The organism is Streptomyces sp. NBC_01410, from assembly GCF_045040195.1.
GTDB lineage: Bacteria > Actinomycetota > Actinomycetes > Streptomycetales > Streptomycetaceae > Streptomyces.
Genome location: NZ_CP109530.1, coordinates 6,340,145 through 6,357,660, shown reverse-complemented (window position 1 = coordinate 6,357,660; position 17,516 = coordinate 6,340,145). Strand labels below are relative to the sequence as shown.

The 17,516-nt window shown below is 70.1% G+C and carries 14 protein-coding genes; 4 read left to right on the top strand and 10 right to left on the bottom strand.

The genetic code is table 11. The features are described 5' to 3' along the window. Nucleotides 1–28: 28 nt before the first annotated feature. Nucleotides 29–1,936: an IucA/IucC family protein gene (locus OG741_RS29295; RefSeq protein ID WP_405602833.1), complete on the bottom strand. Its 1,908-nt coding sequence runs from the start codon at nucleotides 1,934–1,936 to the stop codon at nucleotides 29–31. 27 nt (nucleotides 1,937–1,963) lie between these two features. Then, the gene (locus OG741_RS29290; RefSeq protein WP_405602831.1) at nucleotides 1,964–3,340 is read right to left on the bottom strand and encodes a diaminobutyrate--2-oxoglutarate transaminase family protein; all 1,377 of its coding nucleotides are present in this window, start codon (nucleotides 3,338–3,340) and stop codon (nucleotides 1,964–1,966) included. A 295-nt stretch (nucleotides 3,341–3,635) separates the two neighbouring features. Between OG741_RS29290 and OG741_RS29285 the strand changes: the two genes are divergently transcribed. Next, a complete protein-coding gene (locus OG741_RS29285) occupies nucleotides 3,636–4,811 on the top strand; it encodes a trypsin-like serine peptidase (RefSeq protein ID WP_405602830.1) in 1,176 nt (391 codons plus the stop codon). A 252-nt stretch (nucleotides 4,812–5,063) separates the two neighbouring features. Further along, complete coding sequence (locus OG741_RS29280; RefSeq protein ID WP_405602827.1) at nucleotides 5,064–6,221, top strand: trypsin-like serine peptidase; 1,158 nt, start codon at nucleotides 5,064–5,066, stop codon at nucleotides 6,219–6,221. 86 nt (nucleotides 6,222–6,307) lie between these two features. Here the strand turns inward: OG741_RS29280 and hflX are convergent, their stop codons facing one another. The 6 genes from hflX to miaA all read right to left on the bottom strand — a co-directional run bounded on the left by hflX (nucleotide 6,308) and on the right by miaA (nucleotide 14,351). Further along, the gene (gene hflX / locus OG741_RS29275) at nucleotides 6,308–7,798 is read right to left on the bottom strand and encodes a GTPase HflX (protein ID WP_405602825.1); all 1,491 of its coding nucleotides are present in this window, start codon (nucleotides 7,796–7,798) and stop codon (nucleotides 6,308–6,310) included. A gap of 166 nt (nucleotides 7,799–7,964) precedes the next feature. Beyond that, a complete protein-coding gene (locus OG741_RS29270; protein ID WP_405602822.1) occupies nucleotides 7,965–9,425 on the bottom strand; it encodes a M1 family metallopeptidase in 1,461 nt (486 codons plus the stop codon). Between the two features lie 66 nt (nucleotides 9,426–9,491). After that, on the bottom strand, nucleotides 9,492–11,570 hold the full coding sequence (locus OG741_RS29265; RefSeq protein WP_405602819.1) for a RelA/SpoT family protein: 2,079 nt from the start codon (nucleotides 11,568–11,570) through the stop codon (nucleotides 9,492–9,494). A 359-nt stretch (nucleotides 11,571–11,929) separates the two neighbouring features. After that, nucleotides 11,930–12,832: a diaminopimelate epimerase gene (gene dapF / locus OG741_RS29260; RefSeq protein ID WP_405602817.1), complete on the bottom strand. Its 903-nt coding sequence runs from the start codon at nucleotides 12,830–12,832 to the stop codon at nucleotides 11,930–11,932. A 34-nt stretch (nucleotides 12,833–12,866) separates the two neighbouring features. Next, a complete protein-coding gene (locus OG741_RS29255; protein WP_405602814.1) occupies nucleotides 12,867–13,307 on the bottom strand; it encodes a hypothetical protein in 441 nt (146 codons plus the stop codon). A gap of 105 nt (nucleotides 13,308–13,412) precedes the next feature. Next, on the bottom strand, nucleotides 13,413–14,351 hold the full coding sequence (gene miaA / locus OG741_RS29250) for a tRNA (adenosine(37)-N6)-dimethylallyltransferase MiaA (RefSeq protein ID WP_405602811.1): 939 nt from the start codon (nucleotides 14,349–14,351) through the stop codon (nucleotides 13,413–13,415). A 183-nt stretch (nucleotides 14,352–14,534) separates the two neighbouring features. Between miaA and OG741_RS29245 the strand changes: the two genes are divergently transcribed. Both OG741_RS29245 and OG741_RS29240 read left to right on the top strand, forming a co-directional pair. Then, on the top strand, nucleotides 14,535–14,864 hold the full coding sequence (locus tag OG741_RS29245; RefSeq protein WP_405602809.1) for a hypothetical protein: 330 nt from the start codon (nucleotides 14,535–14,537) through the stop codon (nucleotides 14,862–14,864). Nucleotides 14,865–14,895: 31 nt separating this feature from the next. Beyond that, nucleotides 14,896–15,150 (top strand): antitoxin, encoded by a 255-nt coding sequence (locus tag OG741_RS29240; RefSeq protein WP_405602808.1) that lies wholly within the window; start codon nucleotides 14,896–14,898, stop codon nucleotides 15,148–15,150. Between the two features lie 82 nt (nucleotides 15,151–15,232). On the opposite strand, the gene OG741_RS29235 is transcribed toward OG741_RS29240, so the two are convergent. Together OG741_RS29235 and miaB are read right to left on the bottom strand one after the other, a co-directional pair. Then, entirely contained in the window at nucleotides 15,233–15,937 is a 705-nt protein-coding gene (locus OG741_RS29235; RefSeq protein ID WP_405602806.1) for a class III extradiol dioxygenase subunit B-like domain-containing protein, read from the bottom strand. Nucleotides 15,938–15,982: 45 nt separating this feature from the next. Next, nucleotides 15,983–17,473: a tRNA (N6-isopentenyl adenosine(37)-C2)-methylthiotransferase MiaB gene (gene miaB, locus OG741_RS29230; RefSeq protein WP_405602804.1), complete on the bottom strand. Its 1,491-nt coding sequence runs from the start codon at nucleotides 17,471–17,473 to the stop codon at nucleotides 15,983–15,985. Nucleotides 17,474–17,516 lie beyond the last annotated feature (43 nt).

The window sequence follows — 17,516 nt, the reverse complement described above, 5'->3', positions numbered from 1 at the left end:
CTCTCCTCTCGCAGGTCGGTCGTGTCGTTCAAGAACGAAGCGGATTGGTGATCGTGACGTAGACGGACTGCGTGTCCACGGGGCCGACTAGCTCGTCGAGGCCGCGCAGCCGGGTGAGCAGATTGGCCTTGGAGCGGAGCGTGGGGGCTTCGAGCAGCTGCGCGGGCAGGGGCGAGCCGAGGCCCACGGTCGCCCTGAGGAACTGCCGGAATGCGGCGATGAGTACGCGCTCGTCCGCCAGGCGCTGCGCGCCGAAGGCTCCGATCAGGCCGAAGACGTTGTTGATGCCGAGGTAGTAGGCGAACCGCTCGTCGGTGACTTCGTCGGAGACGAAGGTGTCGCTGGCCGAGCCGATGCCGGGGAGGCGGCGTTCCAGTGCGGCGCGGTGGGACTCGCGGAAGTAGTAGCCCTGGTTGTCGCGGTAGCGGCCGCCGACGGGCCAGCCGTCGGGGTCGAGGATCACCAGGGTGTTCTGCTGGTGGGCTTCAAGGGCGATGCCCGCCGTGGCGTCCAGCCAGAGCACCGGGCGTACGACGCGGTCGAGGTAGCGCAGGAACCACTCGGCCGCGACCGCTCCGGCGGGCCGGCCGGTGCGCGCGGAGAGCCGCGCCACGATGTCGGCGAGGCGTGAGTGCATGCCGGTGCGGCCCGGCCAGGGGCGGGGCGCGGTCAGTCCCGCGATGCAGACGGCGTCGTCGTCCGGGCCGAAGGGGTTGTGGCGCAGCATGACGTCGAGTCCGGGCACCGGTTCGCCGTCGGCGGTGTCGACGGCGAGCCAGGCGGGGTCTCGCACGATGTCGAAGCCGGGGTGTGCGGACTGCCACTGCTCGGCGAGTCCGGTGCGCAGGAGCCGGTGGACCTCCACGCCGCGGTGGAGTTCTTTGCGGAGGTTCTCTCGGCGGGAGTTGGTGATGCGTACGCCGAGGGAGAGCTTGAGCATGGCGGGGGCGCCGGGACGGTGCACGGTGCGGACCGAGGATGTGGGGTGCCAGGGGTCTCCACTGGGCCCGAGGTCGTGAAGGAGACCGGCGTCCAGGAGGGCGCTGACGGCGGGTCGGTGCTTGAGTTCGTGTGCCTGCCAGGGGTGGAGCGGCAAGGCAACGGTGTGGTCGGGGAGTTGGAGGTCTCCGCAGAGGCGCGCGGTGAGCTGTTCGGCCGGCAGGGTGCGGCCCTGTTCGGTCCAGGCCGATTCGGTGGCCAGGACCGACCGGTCGACGGCCATCCAGTGCAGGGGGAACGAGCCGCGCAGCTCCGGTGAGTAGAGCTCGGCTTCGGTGTCGGAGAGGCCTTCACGGCTCTTGGGTGCGGGGTGCAGGGGGTGGCCGAGCAGGAGCGACTGCTCGGCGGTGAGGAAGAGGCCGGCCCCGGGGTCGGGTTCGGGGTGGGCGCGGCGGTCGGTGATGAAGTCGGCGGTGCGTCGTACGGAGTCGGCGACCCGGCCGACAAGGTCGGCTCCTTCGCTCTGGCCCGCCTCCCTGCCGAGCAGGGCCGCGACGGTGACGGCGTCGGCGGCGGGCGCGTCGCGCAGGGCTTCCTCCAGAGCGGGCGGACCGAAGCGGTGCCAGCCACCGGCCGACCAGTACCGGACGGGGACGAGCAGTGCGGTGCCGCTGGCATGCAGCGGGATGCGCAGGGTGTGTCCGTCGGGCCTGTCGAGGTTGTTCTCCCGTACCCAGCAGCGGAGCAGATTCTCGACGCCCGCCGCGTCGGCGGCACGGCGGGGATCCGGGTGGTCGAGGTATTCGACGGCTCTCGCTGTCGTGGGCGGGCCGAGCGTGGGGGCGGTGGTGTGCTGATCGGCCTGACCCCCGCCCTGCTGGCGCGGCACCGTCGCCGGCTCGGCCGTGCCGGTGCGGCGGCATCCGCTCTGCCCACGGTCGTCAGCGGTGGGGCGGCCGTCGGCCTCGGGCACTTCGGGTGCGGGAGTGATGTTCACGGGGGTCTTCCTTGTGATGTGTCCGGGTCAGCGGGACTGCCCGCTGTCGGTGCGGCGGTGCATCGAGCGCTCGGCGGCAGCCAGGGCGTCGGCGAAACGGTCGAGGACGGCCACGGCCTGTTCGTCGGTGAGGGTGAGAGGAGGCAACAGTCGTACGACGCCGCAGTGGCGTCCGCCGAGTTCGACGATGAGCCCGCGGCTGAGGCACTCCTGCTGGACCGCGGCGGCAAGGGCGGGGGCGGGCGGCGGGACGAGGGCGTCCGGGGCAGCCGCATCGGGGTCGACGAGTTCGACGCCGATCATGAGGCCCCGGCCGCGTACGTCTCCGATGCACGAGTGGGCGGCGGCCAGGCCCTGCAGGCTGCCCAGCATGCGCGCGCCGAGCCTCGCCGCGCGGTCGGCGAGCCGGTTCTCGCGTACGAAGGCGAGGGTGGCCGCGCCCGCCGCCATCGCGAGCTGGTTGCCGCGGAAGGTGCCGGCATGGGCGCCGGGCTGCCAGGTGTCGAGTTCGGACCGGTAGACGATCACAGCAAGCGGAAGGGAGCCGCCGATCGCCTTGGAGAGGACCATGACATCGGGCACGACGCCGCTGTGCTCGACCGCCCAGAAGGTGCCGGTTCGACCGACCCCTGTCTGCACCTCGTCGGCGATCAGGGGGATGGACCGGGCGGCGGTGATCTGCCGCATCCTGCGCATCCAGGTGTCGGGGGCGGGGATGACTCCGCCCTCCCCCTGCACCGGTTCCAGGATCATGCCCGCAGGCCGGGGCACCCCGCCCTTGGCGTCGTCGAGGAGGCTCTCGGTCCAGCGGGCGCCGAGTTCGGCGCCTCGCTCGCCGCCGATCCCGAAGGGGCAGCGGTAGTTGTGCGGGAACGGCAGCCGGGTCACCCGTACGTCGGTGGCGCCGCCCGAGGCGTCGAGCGCTCCGGCCGTCATGCCGTGGTAGGCGCCGGTGAAGGAGAGGAGGCCGTTGCGGCCGGTCGCGGTGCGGACGAGTTTGAGGGCAGCCTCGACCGCGTCCGTGCCTGCGGGCCCGCAGAACTGGATGCGGGCGTCGTCGGCCAACTGCCGTGGCAGCGTGGCGAACAGCTCGGTGGTGAAGGTGTCCTTGACCGGTGTGGCGAGGTCCAGGACATGCAGCGGCGCCCCCGAGTCGATGACCTTCTTGATCGCTTCGAGGACCACAGGATGGTTGTGTCCGAGTGCCAGAGTCCCCGCACCCGACAGGCAGTCGAGATAGCGCCGCCCGTCCGCTCCCTCGATCGTCAGCCCGCGCGCCCGTACGGGAACGATGGGCAGCGAGCGCGCGTACGTACGGGCCGCGGACTCGCGCAGCGACTGCCGTCGCAGGATCCCCTCGTGTGCGGCGGGTGGTGCCACCGGAGCAGGTTCGGTCACGGCCACGGTGTTGGTCCTCCCGCTGTAACAGTTGCGTTCCACATCGGTACAGCGCTCACACGCCGCCCGGCCGGGCTGAACGCTGACCTTGCGTACCCCGTACGTACCAACGACGACGGAAGCCGTGGATCACGGGGCAATCGGAAGATCCTTGCGGGGACGGAACCGCGGACCTGGTGCGCGCCGTCCCCATCGGCACCGGCATAGTGGGAGCCGCGCTCCGGCTCGGGCACCCGACGCCGGAGGCACGTCAGTTGGTCAAGTCAGCTCAGCAGTACTGAAGTCCCAGGGGGATCACGACATGCGACCCATTCGCCCGACGCTGGCAGCGGCTTCCATCGCCGCCGTCCTCGCGCTGGCTGCCACCGCCTGCGGTCCGAGCGAGGACAACGCGGGCGACAAGCCGAGCGCACCCGCCAGCCAGTCCGCCGACGGCAAGATCACTATCCCGGACGATCTCAAGGACCGGCTCAAGGAGCACGGGATCGACCTGGACAAGTGGAAGAACGGCGAGTGGAAGAACTGGGAGAAGGACAAGTGGCTGCGTGAGGCCAAGGACTTCGTCAACCCGATCATCGAGGATCTGTGGGACACGGACCGGATGCGTGACGCCGAGAAGCCGCCGGAGAAGCCCGTCGACAACGACATCTCGGGCGACAAGGGTGTCACCGACCCGACGCCCGCACCGGTCAACGCGCAGGCCGTGAAGGCTCCGTACCACTCCAACGCCGCTGAGGCCGGGAAGGTCTTCTTCGACGGGCCCGAGGGTTCGATGGTCTGCTCCGCGACCGTGGTGAAGGACCCGGCCCACCCCGGCAAGTCCAACCTGGTCTGGACGGCGGGCCACTGTGTGCACGCGGGCAAGAAGGGCGGCTGGTACCGCAACATCATGTTCGTGCCCTCGTACAACGACAGCGCCAAGCCCACCTCCGAGCTGAGGAAGGCGCCCAAGGAGGAGGTCGCCCCGTACGGCACGTGGTGGGGCGACTGGGCGCAGACCTCCGATCAGTGGATCTCACAGGGCGCTACGACCGGCGGCCAGGGCGCTCCGTACGACTTCGCCGTGATCCATGTCATCCCGGAGAAGGGCGGCACCGGCAAGTCCCTTGAGGAGACGGTCGGTTCGGCGCTTCCGGTGGACTTCAACGCACCGGCCGCGCCGAAGATCGCCAACATGACCGCCACGGGTTACCCGGCGGCGCCTCCGTTCGACGGTCAGAAGCTGTTCCAGTGCGCCGACAAGCCGGGCCGGCTCTCCATCACGGCCAACCAGCCGACGATGTACCGCATCGGCTGCACCATGACGGGTGGTTCGTCCGGCGGCGGCTGGGTGGCCAAGGGCTCGGACGGCAAGCCCGCCCTGGTCTCCAACACCTCGATCGGCCCGGTCACGGCCGGCTGGCTGGCGGGTCCGCGCCTGGGCGAAGAGGCCAAGGGCGTCTACGACGCGGTCAGCAAGAAGTACGCGAGCCAGTAGGCGAGTTGCCCCCATGGGGCATACGCGCTGACGGAAGGACAGGGGGCCCGCGGCCTGGTGGCCGCGGGCCCCTGTCTGTTTCCTCGTGGAGAATCCGTGCAGGTGGGACCCCGTTTCAACGGCGCGGCGAGGCACCCGCCTAGAGTGGTGCCGCAGCAAGGGGCGGCCCCGGAAGGCCGCCCTTTCGCGTGACACGTTCATGGCATAAATCCATTGCACATCAGGCATTGCGCATCAGGGGGAATCGTTTCCATGCGATCCATACGTCCATTGCTGGCTGCCACTGGCATCGCCGCGGCGCTCGCGCTGACGGCCACCGCCTGTGGCCCGGGCGAGGACAAGGGCGCCGGTAAGCCCGCCGCTTCCAGCACCGCCGCCGACAAGGGCGCCGACCTTCCCGGCCTGGCCGACAAGCTCAAAGAGCACGGCATCGACCTGGACAAGTGGAAGAACGGCGAATGGAAGAACTGGGACAAGGACAAGTGGCTGCGTGAGGCCCAGGACTTCGCCAACCCGGTGATCGACGGCCTGTGGAAGACCGAGCGGATGAAGGAGGCCAAGGACCCCTCGAAGACGCTCGCCACGAAGGACGCCCCGGTCGACTCCGGCACCGACCCGGAGCCCGCGCCGGTCAAGGCGAAGCCGGAGAGGCTCCCGTACCACGACTACGCGGCTCCGGTCGGCAAGGTCTTCTTCGACTCCCCCGAGGGTTCGATGGTCTGCTCCGGCACCGTCGTGAAGGACCCGCGCAACCCCGGCAAGTCCAACCTCGTGTGGACCGCGGGCCACTGCGTGCACGCCGGTCAGAACGGCGGCTGGTACCGCAACATCGTCTTCGTGCCCTCGTACAACGACAAGGGCAAGTCGGCGGCCCAGCTGGCGAACGCGCAGCCGCAGGAGATCGCCCCGTACGGCTCCTACTGGGCGGACTGGGCCTCGACGTCCAACGAGTGGATCAGCGCGGGCGGCCCGACGGGCGCCGGCGGCGCCCCGTACGACTACGCCGTGCTGCACGTGAAGCCCGAGAACGGCACCAAGTCCCTGGAGGAGACGGTCGGCAACGCCCTGACGGTCGACTTCTCCGCTCCGGCGGCCTCGACCGTCAGCGCGATGGGCGCCTGGGGCTACCCGGCCGCTCCGCCCTTCAACGGCCTGATCATGCACAAGTGCATCGACCGTCCCGGCCGTCTGACGGTGGTCCCGGGCACACCCGCGATGTACCGCATCGGCTGCACCATGACAGGCGGTTCGTCCGGTGGCGGCTGGTTCCGGGTCCAGGGCAAGAACACCGTCCTGGTCTCCAACACCTCGATCGGCCCGGTCACCAGCGGCTGGCTGGCCGGCCCCCAGCTGGGCAAGGGCGCCGAGCAGCTCTTCACCGTGATGAGCGAGAAGTACGGCGACAAGTAGCCGGCCTGATGGCGTGAACGCTTGAGGCCCGCACCCCGATTGGGGGTGCGGGCCTCAAGCGTTGCGACAGTTGCGCCAGGACGAGGTCAGCGAATCACCGGTACATACGGCGCCAGCGCGGCGGCCAGCTCCTCATGCACCTGCGCCTTGAGTAGCGTGCCCTCCGTGGTGTGCTCCTCGGAGAGAACCTCGCCCTCGGCATGCACCCGCGAGACCAGCCCGCCCTGGGTGTACGGCACGAGAACCTCGATCTCGACCTCGGGCCGCGGCAGTTCGACGTCGATCAGCGCGAGCAGCTCGTCGATGCCCTTGCCGGTACGCGCCGACACCGCGATCGCGTGCCGCTCAATGCGCATCAGCCGCTGCAGGACGAGCGGATCGGCCGCGTCCGCCTTATTGATCACCACGATCTCGGGCACGTCCAGAGCGCCCACATCGCGGATCACCTCACGCACGGCGGCCAGCTGCTCCTCCGGCGCCGGATGCGATCCGTCGACCACATGCAGGATCAGATCGGATTCGCCGACCTCCTCCATGGTGGAGCGGAACGCCTCGACAAGGTGGTGCGGCAGATGCCGTACGAACCCGACGGTGTCGGCCAGGGTGTAGATCCGGCCGCTCGGTGTCTCGGCCCGGCGGACGGTCGGGTCCAGCGTGGCGAACAGCGAGTTCTCCACCAGGACGCCGGCGCCCGTGAGGCGGTTGAGCAGCGAGGACTTTCCGGCGTTGGTGTAACCGGCGATCGCGACCGAAGGCACCTTGTTGCGGCGGCGCTCCTGGCGCTTGATCTCGCGGCCGGTCTTCATTTCCGCGATCTCCCGGCGCATCTTCGCCATCTTCTCGCGGATCCGGCGCCGGTCCGTCTCGATCTTGGTCTCACCGGGGCCACGGGTGGCCATGCCGCCACTGCCGCCGCCACCCATCTGCCGGGACAGCGACTGACCCCAGCCGCGCAGCCTCGGCAGCATGTACTGCATCTGCGCGAGCGCGACCTGGGCCTTGCCCTCTCGGGACTTGGCGTGCTGGGCGAAGATGTCGAGGATCAGGGCGGTCCGGTCGACCACCTTCACCTTGACGACGTCTTCGAGTGCGATGAGCTGACCGGGGCTGAGCTCACCGTCGCAGACGACGGTGTCGGCGCCGGTTTCGAGCACGATGTCGCGCAGTTCCCGCGCCTTGCCCGAGCCGATGAAGGTGGCCGGGTCCGGCTTGTCACGGCGCTGGATGACGCCATCGAGAACCAGCGCGCCCGCCGTCTCGGCGAGGGCCGCCAGCTCCGCGAGAGAATTCTCCGAGTCCTGCACCGTCCCCGAGGTCCACACGCCAACCAGCACCACACGCTCAAGGCGCAGCTGCCGGTACTCGACCTCGGTGACGTCCTCGAGCTCGGTGGAGAGGCCCGCCACACGCCGCAGCGCGGCTCGCTCGGTCCGGTCGAACTGATCGCCGTCCCGCTCTCCGTCGATCTCGTGGCTCCAGGCGACGTCCTCTTCCATCAGGGCATCGGCCCGAAGGCTCTCGGTGCGCGTCTCCGCGAAGCTCTGCTCGTCCTGGGAAGGGGATGAAGAGGAGGTCATTGGATCCTTTACGTCGATGGGAAAAAGCAAGATCAGTGCCGGAGGGAAGTCCGGTACATCAGTCACAACGCGTAACGGATCCGGATGATTCCCGAGGGGCTCCGGCCCCGGCCGCGTCGCCGACCTGTTGATGGTCGCACGCCCCCGCCCGGCCGTCACCCGGGTTTCAGCCCCCCACGGGGGGCGTGGGAGCCGTGCTTCGCCAGTCCGGGTGCCCGGGCATCGGCGGCGTCCGCTCCGCGTACAGCCACGCGTCGAAGAACGCCGACAGATCACGCCCCGCGATCCGCGAGGCGAGCGCCGCGAAGTCCGCGGTCGTGGCCACAGCGTCCCGGTACTCCCGCACCCAGTGCCGCTCCAGCTTCCTGAACGCCTCCGTCCCGATCGTCTGCCGCAGCGCGTAGAGGACCAGTGCGCTGCCGTCGTACACCACCGGCCGGAAGAGGCTGATCTTCTGTCCCGGCACCGGACGCTTGGGTGCCGCGGGCGGGCCGCCGTCCGTCCGCCACTGGTCGGACCGCTCGTATGCCGCTCGCATCCGCGTCTCCATCGGCCGCTGCGCCTTCTCCTCGGCGTACAGGGCCTCGTACCAGGTGGCATGCCCCTCGTTGAGCCACAGATCGGACCAGGTGCGGGGAGAGACGCTGTTGCCGAACCACTGGTGGGCAAGCTCGTGGACCATGACCGAGTCGACGTACCACTCGGGGTAGGCCGTGGTGGTGAAGAGCGAGCGCTCGAAGAGCGAGAGGGTCTGCGTCTCCAGCTCGAACCCCGTGGATGCGTCGGCGATCAGCACTCCGTACGTCTCGAAGGGGTAGCGGCCGACCTTCTGCTCCATCCACTCCAGATGCGCCGGTGTCTTCTTCAGCCAGGGCTCCAGCTTCTCCCGGTCCACGGCGGGCACCACATCGCGTACGGGCAGCCCGCCCGGCCCCAGGCGCTTCACGACGGCCGAGCGGCCGATCGAGACCTGGGCCAGCTCGGTGGCCATGGGGTGCCGGGTCCGGTACGCCCACGTGGTGGTGGAGCCCCTCCGCGCCTTCGCCCTCCGTACACCGTTGGCGACCACCGTGTACTCGTTCGGCGCGGTGACGCGGAAGGTGAAGTACGCCTTGTCGGCTGGGTGGTCGTTGGAGGGGAAGACCCGGTGGGCGGCGTCGGCCTGGTTCGCCATCGCCAGCCCGTCGCCGGTGCGCACCCAGCCCCCGGTGGTCGGCGGGCCGCTCGGGTCGCTGGTGTGGGTGACCGTAATGTTCATCCGGGAGCCCGATGCGACGGCCCCGTCCGGCTCGACCACCAGGTCCTCTCCGGCGGTGGAGAAGGTGGCCGGGTGGCCGTTCACCTCGACCGTACGGACCGTGCCGTGCGTGAAGTCGAGGTTGATCCGCTCCAGTCGCTCCGTCGCCCGGGCGCCGATCCTGGTGACGGCGTCCAGCGGCTTGCTGTTGCTGCCGCCGTAGGTGAGGGCGATGTCGTAGGTGAGGACGTCGTAACCGGGATTGCCCAGCTGCGGGAAGAGCGCGTCACCGATGCCGAGCGGTGCAGGCGGAGGCAGGGCCGCGGCGACGAGGGTGGCCGAGGCGGCGGCCAGCAGGGCGGCCCGGAGGCGCCGTGAAGTGAGCAGCATGCCCTACGGCTATCAGCGCGCCCGGCGAGGACCGTGACGGCGCGCGTCGCGCCCACCCGAACGAGGTCAGGTGGTGGCAGCCGGGTGCTGGGCACGGCTCACGTCGTACACCCCCGGAACATCGCGCATGGCCCGCATCAGGGCGGGAAGTCCTGCGGAGTCCGGGAGTTGAAGGGTGTACGTGTGCCGTACGCGCTGCTGGGTCGGCGGTTCGACGGTCGCCGAGACGATGGCCGCGCCCTGGGCGGCGATGGCTTCGGTGAGGTCGGCGAGCAGCCGGGGGCGGCCGAAGGATTCGGCGATCAGCGTGACTCTGCACTCGGCCGAGTCGCCCCAGGTCACCGGGATGGGCTCACGGTCGAGTGACTTCATGCGGGTCACGGCGGGGCATTCCTCGCGGTGGACCGTCACCGTGCCGCCGCGGACCGCGAAGCCGGTGACGGCGTCCGGCGGCACGGGTGTACAGCAGCCGGCGAGCCGGACGGTGGCGTCCGGGAGGTCGACGACGGCGTTGGCCGCGGTGGGCCGGTCGGCGGTGACGGGGGCGGGTCTGCGAGGGGCGGCGGCCGGAATCTTCGTGCCCTCTGGATGGGCCGCGAGCCAGGAGGTGATGGCGATGCGTGCGGCGGGTGTCCGGGCGTGGTCGAGCCAGTCGGGCGAGGGGCCGGACGCGGCGTCCTGGGCAAGGAGCAGATGCACGGTGTCGCCGTCGCTCAGCACCGTACTCAGCGTCGCCAGGCGGCCGTTGACGCGTGCGCCGATACAGGCGTGCGCCTCCTCGCCGTACTGGGCGTACGCGGCGTCCACACAGCTCGCGCCGGCCGGGAGTCCGAGCGTGCCACCGTCGGCGCGGAAGACGGTGATCTCGCGGTCCTGCGCCAGTTCGGCGCGCAGGGAGGTCCAGAAGGTGTCGGGGTCCGGGGTGGACTCCTGCCAGTCCAGCAGGCGGGAGAGCCAGCCGGGACGGGTCGGGTCGGCGCGCTCGCCGTCGGCCGGCTCCGCGCCCTCGACGGGCACGTAGGGATTGCCGAGGGCGATCACTCCCGCCTCGGCGACCTTGTGCATCTGGTGCGTACGGATGAGGACTTCGGCGACCGCGCCGTCCGGGCCCGCGACGGCCGTGTGCAGCGACTGGTACAGGTTGAACTTGGGCGCGGCGATGAAGTCCTTGAACTCGGAGATCACCGGGGTGAAGCAGGTGTGCAGCTCGCCCAGGACGCCGTAGCAGTCGGCGTCCTCGCCGACCAGCACGAGGAGCCGCCCGAAGTCGGTGCCGCGCAGTTCGCCGCGCTTGATGCGGATGCGGTGCACGGAGACGAAGTGCCGTGGCCTGATCAGCACTTCGGCCGCGATGCCAGCGTCCCGGAGCACGGTCCGGAAGTTCTCCGCGATGGCGTCGAGCGCGTCCCAGGCGGTCGCGTTCTCCGCGATGAGGGCGCGGGTGCGTTCGTACTCCTCCGGGTGGAGGATCGCGAAGACCAGGTCTTCCAGTTCGGTCTTGAGTGCCTGGACGCCGAGGCGTTCGGCGAGGGGGATGAGGACGTCGCGGGTGACCTTGGCGATGCGTGCCTGCTTCTCGGGCCGCATGACGCCGAGCGTGCGCATGTTGTGCAGCCGGTCGGCGAGTTTGATCGACATCACGCGGACGTCGTTGCCGGTGGCGACGAGCATCTTGCGGAAGGTCTCGGGCTCGGCCGCCGCGCCGTAGTCGACCTTCTCCAGCTTGGTGACGCCGTCGACGAGATAGCAGACCTCGGCGCCGAACTCCGCCCGTACCTGATCGAGCGTCACCTCGGTGTCCTCGACGGTGTCGTGGAGGAGAGAGGCCGTCAGGGTCGTTGTCTCCGCGCCCAGTTCGGCGAGGATCAGGGTGACGGCGAGCGGATGCGTGATGTATGGCTCGCCGCTTTTGCGGAACTGCCCGCGGTGGGAAGACTCAGCCAGGACATACGCCTTGTGCAGGATGGCGAGGTCCGCCTCCGGGTGGTGTGCGCGGTGCGCATCGGCGACATGGCCGATCGCGTCGGGCAGCCGGTCACGGCCTGCGGGCCCGAGGAGCGCGGCGCGACCCAGCCGACGGAGGTCGATCCTGGGACGGCCGCGCCTGCGACTGTGGGCACCAGGGTTCGTGGCCTCTGCACTCATGGGCACCTCCGGCAGCTTCGACCGGCGGTGGAGTAGCAGGCGTGCCCTCCGGGCCGGTGCTTGATGCTACCGAGCCCACCACGTGGCGCAGTCCGGCTCTCGCTCAGCGTGAAACGGATCACCCATTCGAGCGAAGCTCTATGCGATCACGGTTTCGGTCCGAGCGAGGAGAAGCTACGTCCGAAGGGCTGGGGAGTGTCTTCAAAGTAGCGTCGTCCGCCCGAAGGGCGGGCCCGGCGGCGTCTGGTGCGTGCGATCGCACGGCGGAGGGAGTCAATGCGGAGCATCGGCGACTGACGACAACACGGCGAGCGTGCGTGCCAGGCGTCGCCGACCAGACGGGACGTTGAAGACACGACCTAGGCGAGAGGGGGTCGCTGAGCGAGCAGCGCCGGTTCGATGTGGCCCTCGGCGACGATCAACGCGGGGCCGGTCATCTCGATCTCGCCGTCCGGATGCTCCGTGATCACGAGCCGGCCGCCGGGCAGATCCACGGTGTACGCGACGGGGGCGCCGGTGACCGAGGGGTCCAGGCCGTCCCTGCGGGCCGCCGCGACGGCGACGGCGCACGCGCCCGTGCCGCACGAGCGGGTCTCGCCGGAGCCTCGCTCGTGCACGCGCATCGCGACATGGCGCTCGCCGCGGTCGACGACGAACTCGACGTTCACGCCGTCCGGATAGACCGACGCCGGGCTGTAGGGCGGTTCGCGGAACAGGTCGCCCGCGTGGTCCAGGTCATCGACGAAGGCGACCGCATGGGGATTGCCCATGTTCACATTGCGGGCGGGCCAGCTGCGGCCGTCGACCGTGACCGTGACGCCCTCCCGCGGGAACTGCGCGCGACCCATGGAGACCGTGATGTCACCCGCAGCGGAGCCGGTGACGGACTCGGCCTTGGCGAGGTGCACCTTCTTGACGCCGCCGCGGGTCGCCACCGCCAGGTCGCCCTCCTCGACGAGTCCCGCGCGCTGGAGATACCGCGCGAAGACGCGTACGCCATTGCCGCACATCTCGGCGATCGATCCGTCCGCATTGCGGTAGTCCATGAACCATTCGGCCTCGCCGGCCATGGCGTGTGCTTCGGGGTGAGCCGCGGACCGTACGACATGCAGCAGGCCGTCGCCGCCGATGCCGGCCCGGCGGTCGCAGAGTCCGGCGACGGCGGAGGCGGGCAGGTCGATGGCGTTGTCCGGGTCCGGAATGATCACGAAGTCGTTCTCGGTCCCGTGGCCTTTGAGGAAGGCGATCTGCGAGGTGCTCACGGATCAACTGTACGAGAGCCCGCCGACAACGCGGTCAGCGGAGGCGGGCCACACGCCAGACGGCGAGTGCGACGAGCGCGGCACCCACCCCGATATACAGGGCGATCACTCGCCAGTCGGGGCGTTCGCCGGAGCCGACGGGTGGCAGACCGGGCCAGGTGTGACCGACGCGGCGGGCGGCCATCAGACCCCAGCCCGCGGCGCAGCAGCTGATGAGCACGCCCAGCATGGCGACGACGGCGCCGCCGTCGCCGGTGCCGAAGGCGAGGGGGAACGCGAACATCAGCGAGCCGACAGCGGCGAGCCCCACGATGGGGGCGAGCTGCCAGATGCGCAGCCTGCGCTGCGGTCGCAGTTCGACCTCGACCTCGTCCGGAATCACGTCCTGCTCATCAGGACCGTCGGGACTGAGACGGGACGCGATCTGCGCTGCGTCCTGTGCTTCCTGTGCTCTGTCGCGAGGGCCGGCCTCCATCGCCACGCGCCTCCCAACTCGGACTCCACGTCGATCGATGCTGCGATGATGGCACGCTCCAGGGTTCCGAAATGACGGGCAGAGCGTCCCGATGCCATCACGTGATCAGGCTGTGACCGCTCGTTCGACCAACGTCAGCGCCAAGTGCGGAAGTTCCGCCCGGTCCTCGGCGGCGCCGCTCAGCCAGTGCACACGCGGGTCCCGGCGGAACCATGAATCCTGGCGGCGCGCGAAGCGCTTCGTGGCGCGCACGGTCTCCTCGCGCGCCTGAAGTTCGGTGCACTCCCCCGCGAGCGCCGTGAGCACCTGTTGGTAGCCGAGCGCGCGCGATGCCGTGCGCCCCTCCCGCAGACCCTGGGCCTCCAGCGCGCGCACCTCGTCGACCAGGCCCGCCTCCCACATGCGGTCGACGCGCAGCGCGATGCGCTCGTCGAGCTCGGGGCGGGCCACATCGACGCCGATCTGAACGGTGTCGTAGACGGCGTCATGTCCGGGGAGGTTGGCCGTGAAGGGCTTGCCGGTGATCTCGATGACTTCGAGTGCCCTTACGATGCGGCGGCCGTTGCTGGGCAGGATCGCCTTTCCGGCCTCCGGGTCGGCGGCGGCCAGCCGGGCGTGCAGGGCGCCCGAGCCGCGCACCGTCAGCTCCTCCTCGAGCCGGGCGCGGATCACCGGGTCGGTGCCGGGGAATTCGAGGGCGTCGATGGCGCCGCGCACGTACAGCCCGGAGCCACCGACGAGGACGGGTGTACGGCCTTCAGCGAGCAGCCGGTCGATCTCCGCCCTGGCCAGCCTCTGGTACTCGGCGACGCTCGCGGTCTCGGTGACGTCCCAGATGTCCAGCAGCCGGTGCGGGACACCGCCGCGCTCCTGGGTCGTCAGTTTGGCGGTGCCGATGTCCATCCCCCGGTAGAGCTGCATGGAGTCGGCGTTGACGACTTCGCCGCCCAGCCGCTGGGCCAGGAAGACGCCCAGATCGGACTTTCCGGCCGCGGTGGGACCGACGACGGCGATGACCCGCGGTGCGGGAGCTGCACTTCTCACTGCCCTAGTCTCGCAAACCCGCGGGCATGTCCCCGAACGAGCGAGGTGACGGCACGGGACAAGGTTCGTTGCCTGTTGCGAGGTTCCGAACGCCGGTTTCTCGACCGGGTGCCCGCGGGCGGCGCAATGGAACGCTCCGGGCGACGCGGAACTTCGTCCACACGAGTAGCCTATGGAGCAGATATGGGTGTTTTTTCGCGATTTCGTCGTAAGTCCAGCACGACTGTCGAGGCGTCAACCGAGGAAGCGACCGCCGGGACACTGACGGCCGAGTCCTCGGTCGATTGCGGTTCCGACGCCGGTACCGGGAAGGCGGGTACCGACAGCGGTTCGGTGTCCGGGTCCGATGCGGGTCCCGAAGGGGAAGCGCCGAAGGACGCGGCGGCGAAGGTCACCGAAGCCGAGGAGGCCGCGGTTGTCGAGAACGCGGTCGCCGAGAGCGTGGAGATCCCCAAGCAGCAGTCGGCGGATGAGGCGGCGGACAACGAAGCCGACGAGGGCGCCCGCAAATAGTCCCGCAGTCCCCCACGAGGGAAGGTGACCCATGGGTTTCATGGACTCTTTGAAGGTCAAGCTCGCCCCGGCAAGGAACAAGGTCTCCGACTTCGCGCAGCAGCACGGGGACACGATCGAGCACCGGTTGGACAAGGCCGCGAAGGCGGTCGACGCCAGGACCAAGGGCCGGTACAGCAGCAAGATCGAGTCTGGCACCGGCAAGGCCAAGGACGCCCTGGACCGCATTGCTCACAAGGCCGACACCGCACACAAGGACGACGGCACCACGCCGCCGCCCGCCTGACAACATCCAGCACATCGACGGACGGCCGCGGAACGCGTGTTCCGCGGCCGTCCGCCGTTTCCGTCCGGCCGTTGTCCCTCCGCTACGACCAGGCGGCCACGAAGTAGCCGACGCCATAAGGAGCGTCCTCGTAGAGCAACTGCCCTGCCAGGCCCGCCCCCTCGGCCGCCCCCGCAAGAACCTGCCAGGGCGCGCGGCCCGCCGCCTTGAGTTCGTACGCCAGTGACTCGTCCAGCGCGTTGAGCGCCTCCACGTCGGCCGCTCCCAGCGCGCGAGCGGCCTGCGCGTCGAAGTCGGCCGCCCGCTCGTCCAGATAGCCGGGCGCCTTCAGCGTGCGGCAGGCGCTGCCGTCGCCCATCACCAGCAGCGCGACACGCTCTGCCCGGGCGCCTAGCTCCCGGCCAGCGGCAAGGCAGCGCTCCGGGGCGAGTGGCTCGCCGACTCCGAGGCCCTCCACCGGGGAATTCCACTGGGCGCGGGTCAGCAGCCAGGCTCCGACGGCGAGGGACGGCGGCAGCGGCCGCTCCTGACCCTCGCCCGTCCCCAGCGTCACGTCGATGTCGACACCGAAGCCGTGGAAGGAACCGGTCGCGCCCGCCGCATACGAACCGCGGCTGTGCTGTTCGGCAGGCCCGATCACGACCAGCAGATCGGGACGGGCGGCGCCGAGCACCCCGAGGGCGTCGCAGCACGCGGTACGCGCCGCGTCGAGTTCCGGCGCGGCGCCGGCGGCGACGTCGGGAACGAGCAGCGGCGGGCAGGGGCACACGGCGGCGGCGACAAGCATGATCGGCAGCCTAGTGCGTGTTCACGGGTGCCTCACCGACGCCGGTCAGTGGCTGCCGCACGCGGGCGCGGCAGCGGCCGGCAGCGGCTCAGGAACGCCGATCTTCGGCAGTCCCAGCATCACGCCGGCAGGCTTCGCGGCCGCCTCGGCGTTGCGCTTCTCCCAGGCGTCGCCCGCGCGGGTGCGCCGTACGGATGTCGCAGCGCCCTCCGCGAGCAGGTGGTGCGGTGCGGCGTAAGTGATCTCGACCGTCACCACATCGCCGGGGCGCACGTCCTCGTCCGGCTTCGCGAAGTGGACGAGACGGTTGTCCGGCGCACGTCCCGAAAGCCGGTGCGTGGCCCCGTCCTTGCGGCCCTCGCCCTCCGCGACCATGACCTCCAGCGTCCGGCCGACCTGCTTCTTGTTCTCCTCCCAGGAGATCTCCTCCTGGAGGGCGACCAGACGCATGTACCGGTCCTGGACGACCTCCTTGGGGATCTGCCCCTCCATGGTCGCCGCGGGGGTGCCGGGGCGCTTGGAGTACTGGAAGGTGAAGGCGTTCGCGAAGCGCGCCTGCCGCACGGTGTGCATGGTCTGCTCGAAGTCCTCCTCGGTCTCGCCGGGGAAGCCCACGATGATGTCCGTGGAGATGGCGGCGTGCGGAATCGCGGCGCGCACCTTCTCGATGATCCCGAGGAATCGCTCCTGCCGGTACGAGCGGCGCATCGCCTTGAGCACGGTGTCCGAGCCGGACTGCAGCGGCATGTGGAGCTGGGGCATGACGTTCGGCGTCTCGGCCATCGCCGCGATCACATCGTCCGTGAAGTCGCGGGGGTGCGGCGAGGTGAAGCGGACCCGCTCCAGGCCCTCGACCCTTCCGCAGGCGCGCAGCAGCTTGCTGAAGGCCTCGCGGTCACCGATGTCGGAGCCGTACGCGTTGACGTTCTGTCCGAGCAGGGTGATCTCACACACGCCCTCGGCGACGAGCGCCTCGACCTCGGCCAGGATGTCGCCGGGCCTGCGGTCCTTCTCCTTGCCGCGCAGTGCGGGCACGATGCAGAAGGTGCACGTGTTGTTGCAGCCGACCGAAATAGACACCCACGCGGCATACGCCGACTCACGGCGGGTCGGCAGCGTCGAGGGGAAAGCCTCGAGCGACTCCGCGATCTCGACCTGTGCCTCTTCCTGGATGCGGGCGCGCTCCAGCAGGACCGGCAGCTTGCCGATGTTGTGGGTGCCGAAGACGACGTCGACCCACGGCGCCTTCGTGACGATGGTGTCGCGGTCCTTCTGGGCCAGACAGCCGCCGACGGCGATCTGCATCCCGGGCCGCTTGGTCTTCATCGGCGCGAGCCTGCCGAGATTGCCGTAGAGCTTGTTGTCGGCGTTCTCCCGCACCGCGCAGGTGTTGAAGACGACGACGTCGGCGTCACCGTCGGCGCCCTCGGGCGCGCGGACATAGCCCGCGTCCTCCAGGAGGCCCGACAGGCGCTCGGAGTCGTGGACGTTCATCTGGCACCCGTAGGTGCGCACCTCGTAAGTTTTCGCACTCATCGCGCCAACCAGGGTACGGGGTCGCACTGACGCTCCGCCTCGC

Coding starts and splice junctions, on each gene's coding strand:
- OG741_RS29285 (WP_405602830.1), top strand. CDS start 3,636: ATGCGACCCATTCGCCCGACGCTGGCAGCGGCTTCCATCGCCGCCGTC.
- OG741_RS29280 (WP_405602827.1), top strand. CDS start 5,064: ATGCGATCCATACGTCCATTGCTGGCTGCCACTGGCATCGCCGCGGCG.
- hflX (WP_405602825.1), bottom strand. CDS start 7,798: ATGACCTCCTCTTCATCCCCTTCCCAGGACGAGCAGAGCTTCGCGGAG.
- OG741_RS29270 (WP_405602822.1), bottom strand. CDS start 9,425: ATGCTGCTCACTTCACGGCGCCTCCGGGCCGCCCTGCTGGCCGCCGCC.
- OG741_RS29265 (WP_405602819.1), bottom strand. CDS start 11,570: ATGAGTGCAGAGGCCACGAACCCTGGTGCCCACAGTCGCAGGCGCGGC.
- OG741_RS29255 (WP_405602814.1), bottom strand. CDS start 13,307: ATGGAGGCCGGCCCTCGCGACAGAGCACAGGAAGCACAGGACGCAGCG.
- OG741_RS29245 (WP_405602809.1), top strand. CDS start 14,535: ATGGGTGTTTTTTCGCGATTTCGTCGTAAGTCCAGCACGACTGTCGAG.
- OG741_RS29240 (WP_405602808.1), top strand. CDS start 14,896: ATGGGTTTCATGGACTCTTTGAAGGTCAAGCTCGCCCCGGCAAGGAAC.
- OG741_RS29235 (WP_405602806.1), bottom strand. CDS start 15,937: ATGCTTGTCGCCGCCGCCGTGTGCCCCTGCCCGCCGCTGCTCGTTCCC.
- miaB (WP_405602804.1), bottom strand. CDS start 17,473: ATGAGTGCGAAAACTTACGAGGTGCGCACCTACGGGTGCCAGATGAAC.